Here is a 22,492-nt window from a genome sequence, read left to right as displayed (position 1 = left end):
GGCGTAGCCGCCTGCCGCTAGCCATAAGGCAAGCGCAATCGAAGTTTTCATGGGGGATTCCTGTCTAGCGGAGCCGATAGAAGCGCTGGGATGGACTAGTTAGCGTTGCTGGTAATCACCTGGGTGACTTCCAAACCGGTGTGTTTCAAGCGCACGTCAGCTTGTTGAATGCGTTGAGTAACGATGAAGCGTTGAGGCGGGCTACTTGATTGCTGGCCATCAAATTTCAACGTGACCGGGTATTGGAATTCCCATGCATAGGTGTCGCCCAGCAGGCCTTTGCTGCGGATCACACCTGGGCCTACATCAACCGATAGGTTCATGCGTTGGTCCTTGATGGACCTCAGCACGTTCGAAGATACGAGCGCCTTGTAATAGCCTGCATAGCCCTGTTCGTCGTAGTAGGTGCCGGCCCTGGTCATCTGGTCACGGTAGTGCACAAAGTCCAGGGTGAAGCTGTTGCGAATGGTGTCAGCACCAAAGGCTGATACGTCGGATTGGCTGTGGCTTGGTTTGTCCGTGGGAATGAGTTTGACGACCCGGCCATCCTCGGCCGCGAAATATTTCACGTCTGGATGGGCCACCTTCCAGCCCAGGTAGCCATTCGCACCGATTGACAGCACCAGGGCCGGGGCCATCCAAAGCACAACGGTGAGACACCGATGAGCAAAGGCAGCCCCCAGTGCCCGTTCGTTTTGTAGCGCTACCGCATGTTCGAACGATGCTTCCAATTGCGCCTGGGCGGCGGCGTCCGAAGGCGCGACCACTTGCCCAGTCCCTTCATCCACCATACTCATTTGCTCATTTGAGCTTTGCATCATCCCACCTCAATAGTTCTGATACTGCTGCCAGGGGTCGAAGCTGCTGGGAATGTGGCTGTTCACCTTGTCCACTACGGCCTGGCAGATTTGGTCAGCTATCTGATCCATGATGCCCTGCAGGCTAGGGAACGAAGGAAGGCTGATATTCGTGGTGCGGATCCGGGCCAAGCAGTCCTCTAGCTCGTCAGAAACGCTGCGTTCACGCTCCGCCCACACGTCCGATGCCTGCTTGGCCTGCTCATATCCCGCTTGGCTACCCACACTGGCAGCCTGGCCCGAACGACAAATTGCAGCGCTTCCCACAACCGGCAGGCAGCACACAACCGCCAGCAGTGCACTGCACATGCTTTTCTTCATGATGACTTCCTTCGCTGTTTGTGCTTTACACCGGGCGGGGTTCGCTCGGTTGTGCCGATGGAGCCGGTGTGGGAGCGGACTTTGGGAGGGCATTGTCTTCTTTCCAACGCTCATCAAAGCCCAACCGGGCATGTAACGCGGGAGGGACTTCAGCAGGGGCATCGAGCTTGCCGATACGCACTACGCTGTCACCTTCGAGCTTGAACGCGATGTTTTCCCGCGACACCGGCTGGCCACCCGAACGATTGATCGCGTTACCTGTACCAATCGGTGCCAGGCCTTCTGGTGTAATGGCGTTGAAGACCATCGGCGGCGCGTCATTACGTCCCGGTAAGCTGACCAACACATGCTGGTACTGGTTGTCCTGACGCACTATGCCTTGCAGGTAGGGGCCGTCACCGCGGACCAGGTACATGTCCAGGTTGCCATCCTGCGTCCAGCTGCTGATGACAGGTTTGCCCGCCGTGTTGTTGGGGTCTATGGCAGGCCGGGGCGCCGATAACTCATCACCAGCTTTAGCGCTTCCCTGGCCATTTGGCGTAAGCCAGTACAAGCCGTCCTTGGGTGAATTGAAAGTAGGCACCACGACGCCTAGTTGGGCTATCAACGCGTTTTGAACAAGGGCAAAACGGCCTGCGTCATAGGCGTGGAGTTGGACGCCTTCGTCCTGGCCCGTGCGCACGGCTGGATTGCCGCCCACCTTAAGCGACCACTGGTTGCGGTGCGCCTCCTTGTCTACAAAGCTTACTGTCACGCCCTGCTCATTTTTCACAGGGGCCTTAACGGTGACCTGCTCCTTACCCAACCATTGCAACGTCACCAGGCTTCCAGGCTGTACACGGGTCTCGCGCAGCAACCCCGCCAGTTCCTTGCCCCAAAATGTCTCGATACCGGCTTTGGTCCGCAACTTGATGAAGGTGCTTTCCGCGTTCTCTTGCTCGAACCGGAAGGGGGCTTGGCCACTGTCTAGAACCTTGCCGGTAACCCCCTCCTTGGCAGCTTGGAAAGGCTGGTGGATGGCCGGTGATATTTTTGGACTCGCCGGCGTTTGCTGGGCGGTGTCCGATGCAGATGCCGGTATTGGCTGTTGTGCTGCCGGTTGCCGTGCCGGTTGAGCGATATCAGGTACCGCCAACGGCGGATAGTTTGGGCTCACTGGGGCCTGCTGCGACGGCTGGTTCAATTTCTGCGACGCGCTTTGAACAGGCTGTGGTGAATCTGTTTGCTGGGCTGGTGCCTGTGAAGGCTCAGGCGCCCGTTGCGCCGGAGTAAGGTCGCCCGTGACGGCATCGCGTTCTTCAGGCGCGGTGTTCAGCGCCTTACGGGCATGCGTTAACATGGCTTGCTGAGCCGGGTTTTTCATCTCCACATTGATCTGGTGTTGCGCAATCAGGCCGATGGCCTTTTCCTTGAACTCATCACTGCCCGTTAGCTCGATGCGACCCCGGTAATACTGGGCAGCGGTCAACAGCGCCGCGACCACCATTTCTTCGTTCTGGCTGGCACCATTGGCCATCTCCAGGCGTGAGCCACGGTCCACAAAAGCGGCTTCGCCATCGAGCTTGTAGAGAACCGCGCTGTCACCCTGTCGCTCATAGGACAACCGGCCCAATAACGCATCTTTGTCGATGTTACTGGCCTGGGGCTCTACCTCAGCACCGCTTGGCCGAGGTGGCCCAACCACGATTGCATCGGGCTCAGCGTCGGCCAACGGGTCTTCAGTGGTCTTTTTGGGGACAGCTATCGGCTCAGGCGCTTCGGTAACAGGCGTGGGCACTTCCTCTTTGGCTGTAACAGACTGATTTTTCATTGGCAGCGGTGCAGCGGGTATCTCATCCGCTACCTCTTTATCAGCAACAGTCGAAGCCGTTGGGACACTGGGTGCAGTTGGTGCCTGTACTGGATCAGCAATGGCCAGGTTTGCCTCGGTCCCACTGCCTGCCGGCTGTGCTGCCGGGGCCGTCTCGACACTGCTAATAGGCGGCGGTGTGTTATCAGCCGATGGCACTGGATCAGCAATGGCCAGGCCTGGCTCGGTCGCACTGCTTGCCGGCTGTGCTGCCGGTACCGGTGTCGCCACTGGATCAGCGATGTCTAGGCTTGGTACACGACCACTGGCCGGCTGCGCTACCGATGCAGTCTCGACACTGGCAAGAGGCGGCGGTGCGTTGTCAGGCACGGGAACCGCTGGGCCAGTCTCAGTCGTCGTCGGCTCAGTAACAGGCCCTGGCACCATGGGTTCCAGGGCAAGGTTGGCTTGCTGCTCGTGGGCCACTGGCTCAGCTGGCCGGTTCAGGTCCGCTGACGTATCAGGATCTGGTGCCTTCGGGGCTTCGGGAGAGCGATTGTCCGGCATGGGTGACACCTCATTTCTAATCAGTTCGGGTAGAAATTGGCCTCGCAGCGCCTCCAAACCCCGCGCCTGGTGAAGGTCGTTGTAATCGGTAAAGCCCTGGGCCTTTTCGGCGTCAGTAAACGTCGGGTAAAGCACTTGGCCACCCACCAATTCAGCCGCAGCCGTGGCCATCAACAGCCCTTTGTTGTCGTCCTTGGCGTGGTCGAAGTCCGCCATGAACACATGCGCGCTATCGGGAAAGCGCTCATGCAGCACCTTGGCGACGGCCAGCATGTTGCCGGCGTCAATCGTCATGACGACGGGGTTGCCGGTGGCCATGTTCAAGCTACGGGCCGTGGCATAGCCTTCGGCATAGAGCACTGGTTGACCGGGCTCTAGCGCGCCGCCGACCACCAGGTAATTGCCCTGCTTGGGGGCATCCTTGAACAGGAATTTTTCACCCTCTGGCGGGATGTATTGCAGCGTCCTGAACTCACCTGCCGTATTGAAAAACGGCACCACCAGGGCGCCGTTTCTTGTTTCACGAAGTTCAGGCGTCGGGGTTATGCCCTTTCGCACCAGGTACGGGTGCGCAGGGTCAGCAGCGAGTAATCGGTCATAGAGGCTTTTGGCCGCAAGCGTGTTTTCAGCATGGGTCGCTGCCCGCGAGCGGATAGCGTCGTCTTGGGCTTGCCGTGCGCCTGCGCGAATGTGCAACCGCGTGGTGGGATCTGACTCGCCACCCGTGGCGGCCCAGTTTGTAACGGCCTTGTCGGAAACGGCACGGTGATAGTTGATAAACCAGCCACCAGGACGACGATCAAGAAAGCCTCGATATACCCCGCTTTGCTTGCCGTTCTTGTCCTCAACGGTTGCCACTCGGTGACGCTGGCCATCCATGATTGGCATTCCACGTATAACCAGGCCGGCTTGGGTCAGAGCATCCAGAAATTGAGATTCAGGATCACCACCACCGGCACGGCGGGTGGGATCGGGTAGCCAGTCGCTGACGCGGTTCAGGTCACAACCTGGACGGGCAAACCACAAACTTGCCTCTTTGTCCCACTCGATGGCCGACCGGCCATCTTCGAGCCGTCCCGCAGCCTCACGCACAGCCTCACGCGCTTCATGGGGCACGGCCAGCCACACAGGATGTTCGGAGACGCGGGGGGCGTGCTTTAGGTACATTCATTCGATATCACCTCTATGAATGAGGCGCTTCATCTAGCTAGTCACCGCTACTCGCCCTCGGTGAAGCGCCGATACCACCAGGGCCGACCAGATAGGCGTTTACCGCGCACCAGGTAGCCCAGACGCACAACCAGGACTTTTAACGTCCAGCCGAAAGCCGACATCAGCCGAAAACCTGCTATGACGCCGGTAATGACGTAGATCGTGAGCAACGATGGGAAGCGGAACCAGAACAGGTACAGCAGAAACAGCGGGGCAGGTATGCCGTACACATTGAGAAGCCGTGACGCATTGCGCCAGTAGCCCGGTTGCAGTGGCGTTTCAGCCATGGGCTGTTTCTCCAGCTTGCTCCAGTTCCCGTAGCTGGGAAGGCGGTCATAGCCACCATCAGTTCGCTGCGCTCGATGCGGCCCTCTTGATAAAGCCGCCAGGCCTGATCGGCAAAGCGCCGTTTCTGCCGACGAATAATCCCGTCGATATGCCGAGCCCACTCGGTGTAGCGCAGGTGCGCAAGCTCATCGCTCAACGCATCATCGAAGATGATGTATTCCCTGATCGCCTGCCGCTTACCGTCCGTGGTACGCAGCAGCTTTTGCACGATGACGTACTGCAGGACGCCCCATAGGTCATGGGCGGTAGCCTCACGCATTTCAGCAGGCACAGCGTTCAGGCAGCGCGGGATGGCTTCACCAGGCGAATGGATGTGCAAGGTGCTGAGGTTGAAGTGCCCGACCTGGGCGGCCAGGATGCCGGCCTGGATGGTTTCCATATCCCGCATTTCACCAACGCCGATGACCGAAGGTGCCCGGCGCAGGTCGGCCCGGATGCCTTCGGCGTAGCTCGAAACGTCCCTGACAATCTGTAGCTGTGTGGGCCGCAAGATATCGTCTGGATTAGCCAGGACGAACTCAATGGGGTCTTCAATCGTGGTCACCTTGCGGTGCGGATCTGTCATCTGGCAGTACGCATAGATCGCCGCCGACGTGGTGCTTTTACCTGAACCCGTGATGCCGCCGAGTAATCCGAGGCCCCTAGAAGGCAACAGCACCTCGAAAAGTTCGGGCTCCAGGCCCAATGTCTCCAGCGGCGGAATTTCCCAAGGGATGATCCGCATCGTCAGGGCGATGGTGGTATCCAGCCGTCCAGCAGTGGCTTGTACAAAGTTGCACCGAAACCGCAGACGCTCGCCGCGCTCCAGGCCATAGCGCTCGTTCACGTCTCCATCAAGCTGAAAGGCTCGGTCTACTGGGCGGCCACCGCCTACCATGGCCCGAATTTCCGGGTTGAACACCTCATCAATCAGTTTCGACCAGGTGTCATCGGGCAAGACAAACGCGCTGGCCTTGCGCAGCCGACCTTGATGGCCCACCACCAGGTGGTTGCCGCCCTGGATATGAATGTCGCTGACGCTCTGCCGCGCACACCACACGAAGAAATACCGGAGCGATTCAGCATGTACCCCGTGATTCGAACGGGTACGGCGCAAACTCAGTGGGTTCTGTCATGGCTGCACCTTGCGAATAACGGGCTGCCACTGCGTTTTGTCAGGGACAAACCCGGCGTTCTCTTTCAGATTGCGCACCCGGTCACCCGTGGTCAGCTTCTGGCGGTCACCGGTGACGGTCTGCTGTTGGTCAGTCACGACCGGCGCCGTGATAAAGCCCTGCCGTAGCAGCTGGGAGTACAACAACATGCCCCGGTAGTCACGTGTCAGGCGGTTGAAATTGGCTTCCAACGTCTGGTCGGCGCTCTGCCGCCCCTCTCCCCAGCCTTGGCGTACTGCCGCTTGCCATAGGGCCTTCTGCACGCTGTTTTCGGGGCTGAGGGATATGCCTGCGTCCGCACCGTCCGAAGCCAGCCCAGCCATCAACCAGGTTCGCCAGGAAGGGGGATTGCTCACAAACCGCTCCGGCACGATGATTTCGTAGACATGATTGGCCGTTCGGATCTGCCGTGGCGTGATGTGAGCGACGTCCACCGCCTCGTCAATCACAGGCGGTAGCCAACCCTCGCGGCTGATCAGGGTTCGAAAGTCGTAGAGGCTATCAAGCCGTGTAACTTGTCCCTCCAAGGCCTGGCGTAGCTCCCAGGCCCGTTCAGCTTTACCCCCACGAAAGCCTGTGTTGCGGCCCGATTCCTCCAGCAGCTGACGGCGCGCTTCTGACACCTCTGTAGAAGGTGGGTCCGCGGGCACCAGGTAGCTGTCTAAACTGGCCGGCGTATCAGGTGGCGCAGTGGGTGGCGTATGTGCGCAACCCTGCAAACCTTGAAGCAGAGCAAGCGCCAAGAAGGATTTTTTCACTGACGCCTCCCTGCCTTTTTGGCGGGTTCGGCCTGAGCGAAGGCCAAGGTAAGTTGGCCAGGAAGCTGCGTCAGCGTGGCTCGCCATGCGGTCTGCATTTCGATCAGGCGCAACAGGTTTGCATACGTGATGCGGCTGACATTCAGGTTGACGGGCAGTGGCAAGCGCACGCCAGTCCAGGCGAATGTTTGGCCGCGTTGCCGGGCCAGGTGAGACAGTAGCTCGACGGCATCACCGCTCCAGTTCACGGCCACCAGGTCGCCTTGGGCACGAATAGGATCGGCGGGTAAGACCGAACGGGTATTGACCGCCCCTTCCATCCAAAGCGTTTCTTGTTGCAGCGTTACCCGGTTCAATACTGGCTTGGGCGTGGCTACAGGCGCAGGCGTGGTCGGCGGTTTGTCACAAAAGCTCTGGCAACCAGACAGCAGCAAGGCCGCCGCCTGGGCAGCCCAAAGGGAGTATTTCATTCGATTGTCTCCTGACACCCGGAACCGGGAGCAGTGATTAGCGGATAGCGAGGTGGGCCTGTGCAGCACCCAGTGCTTTAAGGCCGTTGTAAATGTTGCGGACCTCTTGCGCGTAACCCAGCCGCCGTTGCTCTTGGCGCTCCGATGGGTGAAACCCAGCGTTGTAGGAACCAAGGCAGCGCCACGTGTTGCCGCACACGCGCAGATGCTGAGCAAGCACCCAGGCACCCACCTGAACGTTGAAACAGGGTTTATTGAGCAGGTCTTCAGGTTGCTTGATGAGCCCCATGCTCATTAGGCGGCCAAGGTGCCGACTATTGATCTGCATCAGGCCGTAATCGGTACTCAGCACATTGCCAGCTGCGTCCCGGTTTACGTTTACGGCGTGGGGCCTGAGCCTGCTTTCCTGAATGCTGATTGCTTCGAGTAAGACGGGATCGACCTGATAACGCTGGCCAGCTTCTTTAAAGCAGAACGCCAATGCCGGTACCGGCATGAGCAACGCCAGAACCACGCATAGGCGGCGCATGGTCAACCTCCTGCGTTAGGCAAGCGCCCAGCGGAAGGTTTGGCGGCAGGTGGTGGCACTGGCGTGGACACCGGTGTGAATGGCCGCACCGCGCTGGTCTGGTGCAGCCGGGTTTGCGCCAAGCTGATCGACACAGCGCTTTGCTCGATGCGAGCATCAACCCAGGGTCCCGCAGGTTCCTGCGGGGCCATTGGAACTGAATTGCTGCATCCGCAAAGCCCTAGCAGCACGAAGGTAGAAAGCAGTGTGGTACGCATGACAGCCTCCTAGAGGGCTAGGTTTTCTTCGACTCCGCTAGCAACCGCTCGACAGCCTCATCCAGATAGTTATCAAGCACGTACTGGGCAAGCTGCGAAGGCTTGAGTGCTATGGATCTACCCGTCTCAAAGCTGATTCGGATGGCAGCTCTATTCAACGCTGCAACCCGCTCAGCATGAACGTGGACGCTAATTGTTTTAGGGATCGCATCATCATCCAGTGACATGAGGGCTCCTATGAAAGGTGGAAACGCAAAATACACCGCCAGGTCATGCCTGGCGGTGGGGTTGAAAAAATAGAGCGGATAGCGCCTATACGGCGTGCAATCGGGAATAGCAGAGCGCGTCAGGACGACGGCTAATCAGGCGCTCGACGGCAGCACCTTCAGCCATTAACGCCAGGAAAGCAGCCTTACGCGCAGCATCAGATTTCATGTCCACGATAAAACGAATCGTTTTCTCAAGGTCTGAGGGCAGGTTGCGGTACTCAATGCAATGAAGCGCACGATCTGAACGAAGCAAAGGCGCTGCCTTCAACGCGTCCACGATGGAGTCCTGCAACACATACGTCCGCCCGCCGAACTGGACGAATCCGTGGGCGCCGCTGAGGGCGGTAACGTCCGTGGTGTGAATGACCTCGGGGTCGAAGCGCAGCAGCAGATAGCCGGGAAACAAAGCAGTCTGAGTCTCAATGCACGAAGGCCGGTCCTTACGCTTTCGGGACGTGGCGCGGCTTGGGCTGAAGACCTCAACGCCCAGGCGCTGGATCAGGACAGTAAGAGATTTGAGAACAGCGGAATTGTGCGTCAGCACGTACCAGCTTGGCATGTTCGTACCTATCAATCAGGCGCTCTTTCGAATTCCCGAACCGCTGGGCGCAGGGGCTAGTGCGAGCTATCAAAACAAGCAGCTCAACCCAGACTCGATGGCAGAGGATGCAAATCGGAATGGGCTTCTAGGTACACAAGGTAAATGGGATCACATAAAAAGTAAACAGTTTACTGCCTAATTTGTGTAGTTTTGCCTTTTGTGGGCCGCCCAACCTTATGAAAATATTCATTTTTTTTTGGAGTTCCCATGACCACTCTGCGGGGCGTGATAGGAGCCAAAATCAAGGCTTTGCGAAAAACAACAAACCTTAGCCAAGCCGACCTAGCCGAGCTGATTGGATGCGACGCACCCTTGATTGGCCGCTATGAGAGAGGCATACACATGCCTGGCATTGAGCAATTGATCAGAATCGCAGCGGTGTTCAATGTCGCACCTGGGGAGTTGCTACCTGGAGGGCAAGACGTGTTGAGGACACGCCTTATTGCGCTCAGGCAGCGGATTTCGGAGAAAGCAACTGAAGTGGATTCGCCAGAATCGTTGGAAGAAATTCTGGCGTTTATGGAAAAATTCACTCAGCACAACGATCAAACGAGAAAGTAACCTAATTTCTTAGGTCTGACAGTATCCCGAATTTCCGTGATAACTCGTCGATTCTGCTTTGTCTTTGCCAATGGCAATTGATTGCCTGCTCGTCAATAGCTAAGAGCCCTTCCGATACTATAGAGGCATATTTTTCATCTAGCCTTACGAGCAAGATCAATTCACGAAGCTCTGATTTTAGTTTGTCACATTCGATTGACATATGTATCTCCATGCAATGAGCAAACGCTCAGTATTCCAATTACTAAATCAAATTCTCAGCTTTGCCCAGGTTTATGGCTTGGAACCATAGCCGGGGGCTGCTCGTAATCTTCAGGCTCGTTACGGTTATAGTTATGATGATCAAGGGCAGCCGAAAGGCGATAGTTCTCGATCTGGTCATAGCGCATAAGTTGGTCTTTATCAGTGACAAGGAACACGTACTTACCTGCCCTTTGATTGAGCGCTGAGCCGGCATCAAGCACCTGGTCAACGAAAACCTCATCGCCAATGACTTTCATCGCCTCCCCGCTTTTGGTCGCAGCAAGGCTGGCAGCGAGCTTGAAATTCGCAGACTCATCGTAGTCCTCGAACCCAGGTTTGACCTGGACGAGTCCACCGCGATCTACCACACCAGGTACACCATCCCTGACGTACTCAACGGTACCGTTACGATACAAACGAGGGGTGTGGGTGGCTGGGTTGTAGACCGGTGAATCATCAGCTTTAGCGAACAGGATCACCCTATCCATACCCCCTTCCAACGTCTTCCCTTTCCGCTTCTCTCGATAGGCGAAGCCACGCAGCTGACTGATAGCGGCCAGGTCACCATTCAAGGCCTCCTGCTCGACCCAGGCGCGGTATTGAAGTGGGCGCAGCTTGCCTTCAAGCGCAAGCTTTTCGCGCTCCTGGCGAAGCTCAATACGCAATGCGGCCATATCCTTCATTCGCTCGAACTCAGCTACGCGATACATGAGTTTTCGTAGCAAGGGATCATCATGCATTCGCTTAACGTCTGCCTTCATAGCCTGATAGCGGACGGCAACCTGTTTGTAGCGCGCTTTTGCGTTGAGGTCCGGTTTTTCCCATGCACTGCGGTAGTCCTGATAGCGCTGCTTCAAGGAAGCACGAGCATCGGCACGTTCCTGACGCCGGTCCTCACGGGCGCCCTTGTCTCTGACTTCAAAAGACGGCTGGTAGGTTCTGAATATGCCGTACTCACCTTGTAGGGGATCATCAGACTTGAATGCGGGTGGTCCTGAGTAAACACCACAAATCGGTTCGAGTCGTGTCTTGGTAAGCGAAGGATGTACGGACGAAGCTTTCACGGGTGGATCATCAGGGCGCAGGAAATTGTAGATCACAAGGCCGCTGCCCTTCTCACGAAGCCCAAGGCCGTTGGAGTGCAGCAGCAGATGCAAATCCTGCCAGGCAAAGCCGGGTGACTTGAGCCGATCATTGAGCTTTTCACGTACATGCTCGACAGCGTAGTGATAAAGACTTTCCTGGTTCGAAAAGGCCTTTCGAGCGCCTGCGCCTCTAGGCGCACTCGGATAATGCACACCGGCGCGATAGAGCTGATTATCAGCGTCCATTTGCCAGGGTCCATTGTCCTGGACGAAGCCATAATGACGTTCCAAGACACGCATGCTTTTTTGCAAGGTATCAACGTCATTCCACATGTTGGCAGCAACATAGGTCAGGGGATGAACACGGTTCGCAGCGATGTGGGCATGCACATTGTCTGTGTCACGGTGGATCGCGGTAACGTACTGATGACCTTCCAAACCTATGGACTTCAGTGCATAAAGAGCGGACCCGAAAACCTGCTCATCGGTCGGGTGATCTTCCTCACGCCAGGATATAATAAAGTGATAAACCGGATCCTTGATGCGGCGGTTTTGTGAGGCCACCATGTTCATTTCGGCGGCTGCGGTTTCAAGCGAAAACACGTTAGTTTCGCACGCGACCTCTCCAGCCATCACACGTTGACGACCGTCTGCGAACTGCTCAGAAACCTTCACAGGAGCATCGCTTTCACCCGTACGCTCTATGTAATCAACCAAACGTTCGAAGCTGGCTCTGCTGGACTCAGAGCGATTTGGCTGAGGAACGCTTGTTACGAGGTCATCAGGCGAAGGCTTGCCTGCGCGATCAGTGACGTAGCTCACCAGCTTAAGAAAGCTGGTGCCTTTGTCTTTGCGTTTCTCAGGAACGATCACATTCATAGGTGCGCGATCATCCTACAGGAACTTGATGAAGGTCTAGGCCTACAACAGCTTTCTTGATTTCGACAAGCACATCTGAAAATTGCTTGCTCAGCTCGGTAGTCATACCGCTCTGCATTTGCGTGTAGAGGTGCTTTTGCAGACCACCAAGACGCAGAAGCTCATTCATCAAGCGGGTGTCAGTACGGGTCATGATTTTGCGATTCAGCGCAGCGCGTCGCAGGAGGTCGGACGTAGTAATGCCGGCAGCCAGGGCCTTGTCACGGATTAGGTCTGCATCGGCTTGAGTGCATCGGATTTCGATCCTTACCGTTGCCTGGCGCGCTTTGCTCTTTGACATAACAACAACCTTGGAAGATCAACGGGGTATCGGGGCACAGCCCTGATTCGGGTTTTGAATGGATGGACTGCTTGAAGGCCGTCCGTACAAAACATTTCCGGTCCTAAATATAACATCGAATTTCAGATACAGAGATGTTACACCGTATTACACGCCAAAGACCATAGCTGGATCCGTTTCACCGACGAAGCGAACAGCGGGCGTCGGGTAGGTGCGGGGGCTCTAGCTCAGTACACCCAGGCCGCCAGCTGCGACAGAGGAAACGCATGCCCTACCCTGTAGGGCGAATTAGGGCATCGTGCTGATCATTGCTCGGCGGGCTGTGAAGGGCTTAGATTTTCCTGATACGCTAAACCGAAATGAGGCCTCGCCATCATTTCAATTTACGCCAACGCATCAGGTAGAAAACCATCATGGCTAAGAAAACGTACACGCAAGAAGACATTGAAAAGGCACGCGCAGCACTGGAATCACTGCCAGATTTGAGCCGTCAAAAGCTCGGTCAGGCCGAAGCCTTGGCAGAGCTAAAGGACCAAATAATTCTGCTCTCCAGCACTAAAGGCTACTCAAACGCTGAGATAAAATCAGCGCTAGCTCAGGTGGGCATACAGGTCACGACGAAGGCCATAGCTGAGGTGATCACTACCCGAAAGCGCGGGCCTGGCCGTAAGAAATCGGATTCAGAAAACGGCGACACCACGGCGGGCTGAGGTTAGCCAGACCAAAAAAAATGCCCCTTCTATAGGGGCACTTTTTTCGTCTTGGATTGCGCAGGCTAGATCAAAATTTGATGTTCCGCCAAGTCGACTTGCTGCGATTTGCCGCCGCTATCGGTGACGATGAAAACGCAAGCGGTGTCAGGCTCACCTGCTGAGATTCTAGGTTGAAAATAGCTTTCCGCTACTTCCCGTGCTGCGGCAACATGGTCGTCGGTTGTCTCAACATAAGTGGTCCATATGACGGTGTAACCTTTCATGGATAGCGCTCCTTCACGTGTCTTCGACCGCGTGCAATCCGGGCACATTCACCCGGACTGCTGACTGGAAAATAACGGATTAGGCAGCTTGCATCGCCTGAGCCAATACCCATAAAGCGCGGTTCAATTTTAGGTCCTGGTCAATGCCTGTAACCGCTCTCGTTTTGGTACGACGACCTTGCTTGTTCCTGCCTACCAGCCCGCCTTGAATTGTGTTCTCCTGGATGCGGTTGAATGTAGTCCATAGATCGTCGTTTCTGTCCTCACGACGACGCGGCATGAGCAGCTGGCTTGGCGTTACCGGCGCTGGTCCTTCTGCCGGATCATACCGGTAGGCAAGCGCGGCCATGGCGAACGCTTCTTGCTCTAGTGGCTTGAGCCGGCGACCTTTCATGCCATCTAGATGCTCGTCAATCTGTTCAAACTGATTAAGCACCTCGAACGCGCCTTCAATTACATTATCAATCACGCTGGCGCCGCCGCTGTGCCGCACCTTTTGGTCGCTGGCCACGTCACCCAGCACCAAACCATTAGCGCACACGAAACGGAACTTGCCGCCGATCATTTGATAGCTGCTGCTGCCATCGTGGCTGTTCAGCAAGATGATTTCGTTCGCTTCTTCCGTGGCGATTTGGCTTGCATGACGCAAGCGCAGCATGTGCTTGGTATGCTCGCGCTTACCTTCATGGCGTACGCGTGTCTGACAGGCCATGAAAGCCTCGAAACCTTGAGCCCGAAGCCCATCCAACACCTGGACCGTAGGGATGTACAGATAGCGCTCTGAGCGGCTGTCGTGTGCTTCTTCAGCAAAGATGGAAGGTGCCACGCTGGCAATCGCTTCATTGGTCAAAGCTTCGTCGCTGCGGATCATGCAAGGGTTACGAAAATTGCTGGAAAGGCGCATGTGATTCTCCTTGGGAAGGAACCCAGCGGACCGGGCTCCTATGCTGTTGATTAACCCGCGAGGGCTACGGCGGCTTGTGGGCGGCGTACCTTGATGGTCTGGCCGATTTCTTCAACCGTTACGCCTTTGCGCTGGTATGCAGGCACAAGATCCAGCAACGCGTAGTCAACTTGCCCAAGGGCTATGGAACGGGGGGCTTTAGTGGCTTGATGTTTCATTTCGTATCTCTCCTTTGGTAGCCCTGAGCGGTGGCTGCCGCTTGTTTCAGGGCATCGAACCCGAGTGGCTTCGATGGATTTATTATACTTCACCCCTTGTTATTTGTCACCACTTGTCACCACTAATAATCCGTTATTTTTACCTTCAGAACAGTGAGGTTTGCCGGTTCGCGTAAGTTGACCATCGGTTAAATGATTCCTCGCCACACCATTACCGCACGTTTTCTATGAAGCCCTCCCCTTCCGCTATCTCGATCAATTCGCCTCTAACATCCTGGGAATCGCCCATCTCGAAACAACTATCGAACTGGCGTTCGCCTGAGCCTTCATAACCATTTTCCAAAAGTTCGTAGCTAGTTATTTCATGGACCAAGTTATGACGAAAAGCCAGCCTCAAAAAGACTACCCTTGCCTCGTCTTTATGCAGCTTCTGGCTAAGCCTCAATAGTTCGCAGCACACCGCCCCCCTACCGCTTTTGACGCGCTTTTTTCCGCTGTTGCTCTTGTGTGGCTTTTTGCTTCTTAAGTCTTCACTTCATTGTCGACTTTGCTGGGTGCTTTTGGCCGTTGCGCATTGGTCGATCAGGCAGTGCCTGGTTCAAGGGCGCAATACGAGGCCGCAGCTAAGGGAGCGAAACGAGTCTGAACGGGAGCGTATTGCGGGCGAAGCCACATCCTTGAACCAGGCCCTGGATGAGCTACCGTAAAACGCAGGACAAATGCACTTTGCAAAGCCTACGGTAAGTTGTAGGAGCCAGCAGATAACTATCGGCACAGGTTGCTAGGCTTGTGCGTTAGGATTGAAACCCGTAGGGGCGAGACTGGCAGGCTTCATGGCCAGGCTCGATGCGCAGCATGAAAGCCCGACCCGTAGCGAAGTGAAGGGGAACGTCCGTCAAGTGATCTGGCGCTGACGGCCTGTCCTCAACGCTGCAAAGTGATAGTGAAACTCTGCGCCTCAAGCTCGCCAGTCGCTTGCGCGGACCTCAGCGAGGTGGCCAAGGCGCGTAGCTGTTCAGCTACGGTCCCTGGGTACCATTCAGTCACTTTCACCCAGTCCGCAGGTAGTTTCTCCATACGGCGGCGAATACGTGTTATCAGTCGGTGCACCACCTGGCGAGCTAGATCCGTATCAGCAGCAGCTTCAGCTACGCTAGCTCCTTTCACGAACACCAATCGAGCTGCCGCTATCGATTTGTCAGAGAATGCGCGGCGCGTGTTTTGTCCGGCCAGCACGTTCATCACCTGCTCGAATGCTTCATTGCTCATCAAAGCAGTGCTTGGTGCAGGCTCGATCAGGCGGATGAGCTGTGAGATTTCACCAGATGAATAGGTATCCTGGATTTCGGCAGCCAAGGCTTTTAGTCTGTCATCCAGTAACTGAGTGGTCATGAAGTCGGTTCCATGGGTTTAACGATTGCGTTTATTTCTGTCACCTGTTGTCACTACTAATCTGTATCTGGCTGTTCCCCTTCTCTTTCTGTACCATGGCCATGCTTTCTCGTATCTCTCATTACGGTAAGCATCGAACCGAAGGCCTGGCTGGGCTTTCGGTTTTTTTATGCCTAGACCTTGCTAAGCCCCTGGCCAGAGTTGCCTCGATCAGGCTCAAACGCCTGCGTCCAGCAAGCGTCTTACCGCAATCTTGATCAGAGCCGGCCTAGACAGGCCCAGTTGTTTCCGTGCAGCGTCAAATTCAGCCAGAAGCTCAGGCTCGAAACCTACCTGAAACATTTCACGCTTCCCCCGCACGTTCTTTTTAGCCTTGCTATCAGGCGCCGTAGCAGCAGCTTTAGCAGCCACTTGGGAGGATTCAGGGTCAGCAGTAGCTGATTTTGGGGCTCTTTTTATGATAGCCATTACACATCCTTAAAATACTATAAAAGCATGCTACTCATACCGAAGGGATATGAAAATCATATCCTTTTCGTCTCATCTAGAAAAGGGCGGAAAGCAGTGCGTTGATCTCCTTTACGGCCTTGGGATCTCGCGGTTTCATCTCACTGACTGCTAGCCCCATGGTCGAGGCTGCGGCAATAGATTTTCGCCTGACGATGTTCAGATCGATCAGCTGCAACTGGGGGTAATTCTCTATCGACTTACGGGTATCGACGTTATCGCTTGAGAATTTCTTGGGTTCAGCCATGTTGAGGTAGGCATAAATGGGAAGGGGATTGTCACCGCGTAATGCCTGAATCTCGGCTATCAAAGGGACCAATTCGTCTTCCAAGGCATCAAGCTCAAAATTACCTGGAGCGATAGGCACTAGCATCACGTCAGCGATCATCATCGCGTGACGAAAGGCTGAGCTATCACGACCGCCTGCATCAATGATGATGTCGTCGTACTTATCCAGCTGACGGAGTACCTGGTTGCGCAGTTGTTCACCTTCAGGGTAGGCGACCAGAGTCACGCTTGGCTTAAGGCCGGCCTCGTCACGCCTGTCTATCGCTTTGGATGATGAAGACTGTCTATCACTGTTCACCAAAAGCACGTCCTTACCTTGAAGGGCGCGGCCAACAGCAACCTGGACTGTATTCGTTGATTTTCCAACGCCACCTTTGGTGTTACCAATCACGATAATGGACATTCAAGCTCCCAAGGCATCTCGTTAAGATGCCAGTAGGATATCCCTTTCGTATCCCTTGTCAATCAATATCATATGAAAGGGATATCCTTTTCATGCCCCGTGCGTTCAGCAAGATTTGTGTGGTTTGCACAATGCTGACGACACGAAAGGTTCCATGTGCACATGGAATGCCTACTGATTTCACACCCTGATACGCTCAACCTCGCTCAAGCTGATTTCATCAATGCGGCGGTCGTAGAGCTGCGTGGTGCGGGTGGAAGCGTGGTTGGCCATCGCGGCGGCGCTTTCCAGCGTTCCACCGTTTTTGAGATACGCGGTGATGCCAGTGGCTCGAAAGGTATGGTTGCCAATTTTGGTATCAATGCCAGCTGCAACGGCACGGCGACGAACCATGAGGTAAGCGCTGGGTTGGGGGAGGGGGGTTCTACTCAGCTGCTTGGTACCCCTGGCTAGCGTCCTGAACAGCGGACCTTTGCTGTCCAGGTCGATGCCAGTCCCCACCAGGTAGGCGTGTAAGTATTCTTCCAATGAGTGGTGGCAGGGCATGGTGTGCTGCTTGCCGCCTTTCTCACGCAGTCGAACCCATAGCCGGCGATTCTGCGTGTACACGTCCTCCACCTTCATAGCTAGCGCTGCACCGATCCGCGCAAACGAAAACACCATCAGCCCAATCAATGCTCGATCACGAAGGCCGGCAGGGGTGCTGATATCAATGCTGTCTAGCAGCTGGCGCGCCTCGCTCGGATCAAGCACCGGTGTCTTACCCGTGCGGCTGGTGTGACTAGGGCCGCGGACTGAGGCGGCTGGATTCAACGGGACGACCTGGCCCACTACTAACCAGTCGAACAAATGGCGTAGGGCGGCCAGGCGCTGCTTCACAGAGGGGACCGACAACCGCTCTAGCTGTAGCTCGATCCAGGTTGAAACGTGCAGAGAGGTGACAGCCGCCAAGCTAGGCACGCCGACCGTAGCGCACCAGGTTAGAAACTCATCCGTAGCACGGGCATAAGCGCGTCGTGTGTTGGGATTGCGGATGTTGGCCGTGAAGAACTCCAGGAAGCGCATACCTGCACGTTCGCCAGCCTGGCCGACAAGCATTGGAACGTTTACCAAGGCCGAGGCGGGCATCATCAGACCGTTCATGGCAGCTCGATCCCCAGACGATCCTTGATGACCTGCTTACCGTAGACCTTACCCACTTCAAGGATCAAGCTGAGGCTGGCACTGCCTGCTTTTTCTACGCCTTTCTTCGTCAGCCCCCAAACCTCGTCATCACGAATGGTATCGAGGAATTCGTGTCCCTTATAGGTCAGCCGCTTGGGTGCCCATCTGAAGTGATTCATCCCACCTAAAGAAATACCTTCTAAAAGCCCGGCTTCGTTCAGAAGCATGACGTGATAGGACACAAGCTCAGCGGGTTGGTCGCCCAACTTTAGATTCACCAAACCAAGCGGGGGCTTTTCATCAGCCTCAACCGCCAACAGGATTTCGCGCACCAGGTCTTTGTCAAGCTTCATCGAGGGGCTTCCGCGCTATATATGATAAAGGACATTATCATACATAGGCGAAACCTTGAACTGAGCGGCGAAAATAAATAGCCGTTAAGGCCGAAACAGATTGACAAGGCAAATATTTAATGAGCGCAGCGGGGGCGGAGGGGAGGCTTAACGAGGAACTGGTGGAGCCAGTCCTCGATGTCGGGGACTGGCTAAGGCACTGGTCAATAAGCGCGGGGCTGACCAACACGACGATACTGACGGGCAGGCGGCCTGTCGTTTTTGCCCGGCGTGCAGCGGCCCAGGTGCGACAAGAAGAACTCATGATCACTACTATGAAGTGCGTTTAGTTCGACGGCCTGCGAAAGAACCAACTTCATGCTGTCGTGCCATTCCTGCTTTTGAAGCACAGCGACCGCTAAGACTTGATCGAGACGCTTGACAATGCCTACTCTATACTGACCGAAAAGCTGTTCTTTGCATGCATAGATGAAATAACGAATTCGCTGTTGATACAATACGTAGGGATCACCCATATGCTGTGCAAAGCTATCACGCTGATTTGAAGTCAGAGGCAGCATCGTCTTCTTCTCCATAAAGTAGTTATCATTTACCCTTGAATATATTACCTAAAATAAATCAGGCTTTCAATTAAACATCTAACTGCACCGTACTTTATCTATCTGTGGTAGCCAACCATGCTCGCGTCATGCGCTCCCGGCTGAGAGCATTTCGCTTATACTTAATACGCGTCCACTACAAAATCTTTATTAGTTTTATCGCCAACAAATGCGCAGGATAGAAAAAATAGCCCCAACGGCCAACACGCCATATTCCAAATCTTAAACTGGTATTGGCCAAATATAAGCCACCCAGCGGGGCAAGAAAAGCAGCTATCCAGATGACCCGGACAAACCCGTGTGCATCTCCCCTTGTTACCCACACATTACGATTGTTTGCCGCCACACACACCAATGCTGCGATAAGGGGCCAACAGGATTTATATTTGAGGGCCATAAGGAATATTCCTGGCAACAGTACGCCATAGACTCCGTACATCAGAGAGGAGTGAAGAGCCACAGCCAGCAACGTAACGCCTATGGACAGAAACAAAGAGTGCTTTGAGCGATAGTGAATCCCCCAGGCGACTAGCAGGCCAAGCATGAGTGTCGGCATGATATTCGTAGTGCTGGAGGACCAGTCAAGCCACCGATAGGGGATTTCTGAAATGACAGTGAATGCTATCAGCCACATAAGATAGCGGCTATTGACGTCCGTAATCATGGAATCGCTCGGTGCCCGCGCGATATTCATTGCCATTGCTAACGAAAAAAATGGAAACGCGAACCGCCCAAGAATAAAAAGACCCTCAGCTTTTGGGAAAAGATACCGGAGGTGATCAAACAGCATACTGGCCATGGCAAGCCATTTTATTAGGTCTTGAGCAGCATTGCGGCCCCCATGTTCCATATGATCCCTTATAGCTGTAGCAATTACTGGTATATATTTCAAGATTTGCATGAGCATCGCTTGCTGTGGCTTGAAATGAATCAATTGTTCCGAGGAAACACGAGTGTAAACGTAGTCATATGTTCGTTTGATTGACAGGATATTTGACCGCCGTGCGCTTTCATCAAAGATCGAGCAATGGCAAGGCCCAATCCAGAGTTTCCTGACCCTTCCCTTCTTGCTGGATCAACCCGGTAAAAACGATCGAAAATACGCTCAACATGCTCTGCAGATATTGCCGGTCCAGCATTTTGGACCGCTAGCTGAATCGTGCTCTCATCGCTGCAGATATTAACCTTTATAGTCGTTCCCGCCGGGGCGTAGCGCAGGGCATTTGAAAGAAGATTCGACACAACCCGGTCCACCATGACCGCATCCGCAACTACTTTACCCTGTCCTTCTAGGACTAGATTCACACCATTATCTTCAGCTAGGAGCTCATAGTAGCCAAAGAGTTTTTTTACCGCGTCGCTTAACTCGAATGACGAGGCGTTTGGCAGTACCAAACCGTTGTCCGACTTGGCCAGAAAAAGCATGCCATCAATGATGGTGGAAAGCCGGTTAAGCTCCTCCAGGTTCGAGAACAGATTTTCTTCGTAAGCATCGGGCGTGCGCTTTTTGGCCAGGATCACCTCAGCGTGGGTCCTGAGATTGCTAAGCGGGGTCCGCAACTCATGGGCAATGTCCGCAGAAAAATTGGAGAGCCTGACAAACGACTCTTCGAGCCTCGCGAGCATGGAGTTGAACGCAACTATCAGCTCCCGTAGCTCATCCGGCACCGGCTCAAGCGGTATTCTACTTTTCAGCGAGCCTGCCGACATCGAGGCTGCGACCTGCGTTACCTGGGCGACCGGTTTCAAGCCGCTTTTGGCCACCAGCCAGCCGAGGAGGGCGCTCAATACTGCGCTGCCTAGCAGAACCACACCGAACCACCATTGCAATAGCGCAAAGAAATGCATGTGGGTGGTTACGTCCAGGATTAACCAGACCGTGAAGGTTTGCCCTCGGGCTGTTTGCACCACTTTGGCGGTCAAACCACGGTAGAGATGGTGACCATGCCCCCATTCCCAGACGTCATCGCGCAATTTACCGTCATCCAGAGAGGGAAGCTCAAGGTCAGGCGGGGCTGAGAAAACAACGGACCCGTCTGATGCCAGGACTAATGCCGATAGGTCAGGGTGTGCGCTCAGTAAGGCGCGTAACTGCAGCTGAATACCTGATGGGGCTTCTGCGCTTTCGCTGCTGTTAAGGATTAGCCGTGTGGCTTCAAGCTTCTCGACGAGCGCTTGTTTATCCAGGGCTCTGAAGTGATGTCTGCTCAGCTCGTTGAAAGCGGTGCCCGCTACGACCAGCACGGCTACGACTGAAACCACGAACATGATGCTCAAGCGCAGCGTCAATGACCCACGCTTCATACGTCTTCCTGAGTGTCGAGCATATAGCCCATGCCACGCGAGGTATGAATCAGCTTGGTTTCAAAACCGTCATCGATCTTGGCGCGCAGCCTTCGGATCGCCACTTCGATCACGTTCGTGTCGCTGTCGAAATTCATGTCCCAGACCTGAGAGGCAATGAGCGACTTTGGTAGCACTTCGCCCCGTCTGCGCATAAGCAGTTCGAGGAGGGCAAATTCTTTTGCGGTGAGGTCAATTCGCTTGCCTGAGCGGGTGGCCCTGCGCTTGAGCAAATCCACCTGAAGATCACCTATCTGCATGGTTGTCTGGGTCTGGGCAGTACTGCCCCGACGCAACAGGCTTCGCACACGTGCCAGCAGTTCGGAGAAGGCAAAAGGCTTTATCAGGTAGTCATCAGCCCCCAATTCAAGCCCTTTCACCCGGTCATCGACGCCGTCTCGTGCCGTGAGAAACAGCACGGGGACAGACTGGCCAGCGTCGCGCACGCTCTTGACGACTGCCCAGCCATCGAGGCCTGGCATCATCACATCGAGAATAAGCAGGTCATAGGCTTCGCTTAGTGCCTGGTTTAGCGCCTCGGTACCGGTCATTACCCGATCTACGCTAAATCCAGCTTCCATCAAGCCTTGCTGCAGATACATGCCGGTTTTAGGTTCGTCTTCAGCCACCAACAGTTTCATGACAGCAACCTCATTTACAGATGAGGTTTAGTCTGCCGACAAACCGATAGGTTTGGTGTCACCTTACACAAATGTAATCGGCAAATCAGGTGCACGTCAGCTGCCAAGGGCTAGTCTGGGCTCAGCTCCCTTCAAAGACCTCCGCTCCTTGGTCTCCGGCGCCTGTCCAGGCGCCGTTTCTTTTGCAAAAGAACCGTCTTAGGAAAGCCTGAACCCAAGGGAAGGACAGGAATCAGGCAAGCTCAGCGGGATAGCCTTTTTCCTGGATTGCTTCGAGCAGGGCCTGCGCTGGCTGGCGGCTTTGAACCTGTACGGTACGGCTTTCCAAGTCCACATCGACCGTGGCCTCACTATCCAAAGCCGTGACCGCTGCGGTGATCGATTTGACACAATGACCGCAATTCATGCCTTGCACGTTGAACTGATACATAGCGTGTCTCCAAATCATAGGGGGCAGCGCTACT

The 22,492-nt window shown here is 55.0% G+C and carries 28 protein-coding genes; 2 read left to right on the top strand and 26 right to left on the bottom strand.

Annotated features, from left to right (window positions below):
- Positions 1-95: 95 nt before the first annotated feature.
- The 11 genes from AC4LE2_RS21880 to AC4LE2_RS21830 form a co-directional block, all read right to left on the bottom strand.
- Positions 96-818 (bottom strand): DotI/IcmL/TraM family protein, encoded by a 723-nt coding sequence (locus tag AC4LE2_RS21880; RefSeq protein ID WP_491828346.1) that lies wholly within the window; start codon positions 816-818, stop codon positions 96-98.
- A gap of 9 nt (positions 819-827) precedes the next feature.
- Entirely contained in the window at positions 828-1,178 is a 351-nt protein-coding gene (locus tag AC4LE2_RS21875; RefSeq protein ID WP_491828345.1) for a conjugal transfer protein, read from the bottom strand.
- Positions 1,179-1,203: 25 nt separating this feature from the next.
- Positions 1,204-4,701 (bottom strand): LPD7 domain-containing protein, encoded by a 3,498-nt coding sequence (locus AC4LE2_RS21870; protein ID WP_491828344.1) that lies wholly within the window; start codon positions 4,699-4,701, stop codon positions 1,204-1,206.
- Positions 4,702-4,751: 50 nt separating this feature from the next.
- Positions 4,752-4,976, bottom strand: a complete 225-nt coding sequence (locus AC4LE2_RS21865; protein ID WP_491828343.1) for a conjugal transfer protein — start codon at positions 4,974-4,976, stop codon at positions 4,752-4,754.
- Positions 4,883-6,190, bottom strand: a complete 1,308-nt coding sequence (traJ, locus tag AC4LE2_RS21860) for a plasmid transfer ATPase TraJ (protein ID WP_491828342.1) — start codon at positions 6,188-6,190, stop codon at positions 4,883-4,885. Before traJ ends, AC4LE2_RS21865 begins: the two co-directional genes overlap by 94 nt.
- 15 nt (positions 6,191-6,205) lie before the next feature.
- A complete protein-coding gene (locus tag AC4LE2_RS21855) occupies positions 6,206-7,006 on the bottom strand; it encodes a type IV secretion system DotC family protein (RefSeq protein ID WP_491828341.1) in 801 nt (266 codons plus the stop codon).
- On the bottom strand, positions 7,003-7,476 hold the full coding sequence (locus AC4LE2_RS21850) for a DotD/TraH family lipoprotein (protein ID WP_491828340.1): 474 nt from the start codon (positions 7,474-7,476) through the stop codon (positions 7,003-7,005). Before AC4LE2_RS21850 ends, AC4LE2_RS21855 begins: the two co-directional genes overlap by 4 nt.
- A 37-nt stretch (positions 7,477-7,513) precedes the next feature.
- Positions 7,514-8,005 (bottom strand): lytic transglycosylase domain-containing protein, encoded by a 492-nt coding sequence (locus AC4LE2_RS21845; RefSeq protein WP_491828338.1) that lies wholly within the window; start codon positions 8,003-8,005, stop codon positions 7,514-7,516.
- A 2-nt stretch (positions 8,006-8,007) separates the two neighbouring features.
- Positions 8,008-8,262 (bottom strand): hypothetical protein, encoded by a 255-nt coding sequence (locus AC4LE2_RS21840; RefSeq protein WP_491828337.1) that lies wholly within the window; start codon positions 8,260-8,262, stop codon positions 8,008-8,010.
- A gap of 17 nt (positions 8,263-8,279) precedes the next feature.
- Positions 8,280-8,489: a hypothetical protein gene (locus tag AC4LE2_RS21835; protein WP_426154140.1), complete on the bottom strand. Its 210-nt coding sequence runs from the start codon at positions 8,487-8,489 to the stop codon at positions 8,280-8,282.
- Positions 8,490-8,574: 85 nt separating this feature from the next.
- Positions 8,575-9,090 (bottom strand): transcription termination/antitermination NusG family protein, encoded by a 516-nt coding sequence (locus AC4LE2_RS21830; RefSeq protein WP_491828336.1) that lies wholly within the window; start codon positions 9,088-9,090, stop codon positions 8,575-8,577.
- A gap of 249 nt (positions 9,091-9,339) precedes the next feature.
- Here AC4LE2_RS21830 and AC4LE2_RS21825 point away from each other — a divergent pair, with 249 nt between their 5' ends.
- On the top strand, positions 9,340-9,693 hold the full coding sequence (locus AC4LE2_RS21825; RefSeq protein ID WP_491828335.1) for a helix-turn-helix domain-containing protein: 354 nt from the start codon (positions 9,340-9,342) through the stop codon (positions 9,691-9,693).
- A 257-nt stretch (positions 9,694-9,950) separates the two neighbouring features.
- Here the strand turns inward: AC4LE2_RS21825 and traI are convergent, their stop codons facing one another.
- Entirely contained in the window at positions 9,951-11,900 is a 1,950-nt protein-coding gene (gene traI, locus AC4LE2_RS21820; protein ID WP_491828334.1) for a TraI/MobA(P) family conjugative relaxase, read from the bottom strand.
- Between the two features lie 10 nt (positions 11,901-11,910).
- On the bottom strand, positions 11,911-12,240 hold the full coding sequence (mobA, locus tag AC4LE2_RS21815; protein WP_491828333.1) for a plasmid mobilization protein MobA: 330 nt from the start codon (positions 12,238-12,240) through the stop codon (positions 11,911-11,913).
- A 413-nt stretch (positions 12,241-12,653) separates the two neighbouring features.
- Between mobA and AC4LE2_RS21810 the strand changes: the two genes are divergently transcribed.
- Complete coding sequence (locus AC4LE2_RS21810) at positions 12,654-12,950, top strand: mobilization protein (protein ID WP_491828332.1); 297 nt, start codon at positions 12,654-12,656, stop codon at positions 12,948-12,950.
- 65 nt (positions 12,951-13,015) lie between these two features.
- Here the strand turns inward: AC4LE2_RS21810 and AC4LE2_RS21805 are convergent, their stop codons facing one another.
- The 13 genes from AC4LE2_RS21805 to AC4LE2_RS21745 all read right to left on the bottom strand — a co-directional run bounded on the left by AC4LE2_RS21805 (position 13,016) and on the right by AC4LE2_RS21745 (position 22,458).
- Positions 13,016-13,216 carry a hypothetical protein gene (locus AC4LE2_RS21805; RefSeq protein ID WP_426154154.1) on the bottom strand — a complete coding sequence of 67 codons (201 nt, stop codon included), beginning with the start codon at positions 13,214-13,216 and terminating at the stop codon, positions 13,016-13,018.
- 79 nt (positions 13,217-13,295) lie between these two features.
- Entirely contained in the window at positions 13,296-14,120 is an 825-nt protein-coding gene (locus AC4LE2_RS21800; RefSeq protein WP_491828331.1) for a DUF932 domain-containing protein, read from the bottom strand.
- Between the two features lie 50 nt (positions 14,121-14,170).
- A complete protein-coding gene (locus AC4LE2_RS21795; protein ID WP_426154158.1) occupies positions 14,171-14,338 on the bottom strand; it encodes a hypothetical protein in 168 nt (55 codons plus the stop codon).
- 924 nt (positions 14,339-15,262) lie between these two features.
- Positions 15,263-15,730, bottom strand: coding sequence for a TrfB-related DNA-binding protein (locus AC4LE2_RS21790; RefSeq protein ID WP_491828330.1), 468 nt, complete (start codon positions 15,728-15,730; stop codon positions 15,263-15,265).
- Between the two features lie 216 nt (positions 15,731-15,946).
- Complete coding sequence (locus AC4LE2_RS21785; RefSeq protein ID WP_426154162.1) at positions 15,947-16,198, bottom strand: ribbon-helix-helix protein, CopG family; 252 nt, start codon at positions 16,196-16,198, stop codon at positions 15,947-15,949.
- A 76-nt stretch (positions 16,199-16,274) separates the two neighbouring features.
- A complete protein-coding gene (locus tag AC4LE2_RS21780) occupies positions 16,275-16,928 on the bottom strand; it encodes an AAA family ATPase (protein ID WP_491828329.1) in 654 nt (217 codons plus the stop codon).
- 180 nt (positions 16,929-17,108) lie between these two features.
- Positions 17,109-18,071, bottom strand: a complete 963-nt coding sequence (locus AC4LE2_RS21775) for a tyrosine-type recombinase/integrase (protein WP_491828328.1) — start codon at positions 18,069-18,071, stop codon at positions 17,109-17,111.
- A complete protein-coding gene (locus AC4LE2_RS21770; RefSeq protein WP_491828327.1) occupies positions 18,068-18,445 on the bottom strand; it encodes a DUF2513 domain-containing protein in 378 nt (125 codons plus the stop codon). Before AC4LE2_RS21770 ends, AC4LE2_RS21775 begins: the two co-directional genes overlap by 4 nt.
- Positions 18,446-18,648: 203 nt before the next feature.
- Complete coding sequence (locus AC4LE2_RS21765) at positions 18,649-19,020, bottom strand: hypothetical protein (protein ID WP_491828326.1); 372 nt, start codon at positions 19,018-19,020, stop codon at positions 18,649-18,651.
- Between the two features lie 160 nt (positions 19,021-19,180).
- Positions 19,181-19,945 carry a TraX family protein gene (locus AC4LE2_RS21760; RefSeq protein ID WP_491828325.1) on the bottom strand — a complete coding sequence of 255 codons (765 nt, stop codon included), beginning with the start codon at positions 19,943-19,945 and terminating at the stop codon, positions 19,181-19,183.
- A 29-nt stretch (positions 19,946-19,974) separates the two neighbouring features.
- A complete protein-coding gene (locus AC4LE2_RS21755) occupies positions 19,975-21,348 on the bottom strand; it encodes a heavy metal sensor histidine kinase (RefSeq protein ID WP_491828324.1) in 1,374 nt (457 codons plus the stop codon).
- The gene (locus AC4LE2_RS21750; RefSeq protein WP_040259172.1) at positions 21,345-22,028 is read right to left on the bottom strand and encodes a heavy metal response regulator transcription factor; all 684 of its coding nucleotides are present in this window, start codon (positions 22,026-22,028) and stop codon (positions 21,345-21,347) included. Before AC4LE2_RS21750 ends, AC4LE2_RS21755 begins: the two co-directional genes overlap by 4 nt.
- Positions 22,029-22,260: 232 nt before the next feature.
- Complete coding sequence (locus AC4LE2_RS21745) at positions 22,261-22,458, bottom strand: heavy-metal-associated domain-containing protein (protein ID WP_005782520.1); 198 nt, start codon at positions 22,456-22,458, stop codon at positions 22,261-22,263.
- Between the last annotated feature and the right edge of the window lie 34 nt (positions 22,459-22,492).

Source organism: Pseudomonas sp. 9.3L (genome assembly GCF_058536285.1).
The sequence above is the reverse complement of the archived record's forward strand: the minus strand, read 5'-3'. Positions and strand labels throughout refer to the sequence as shown.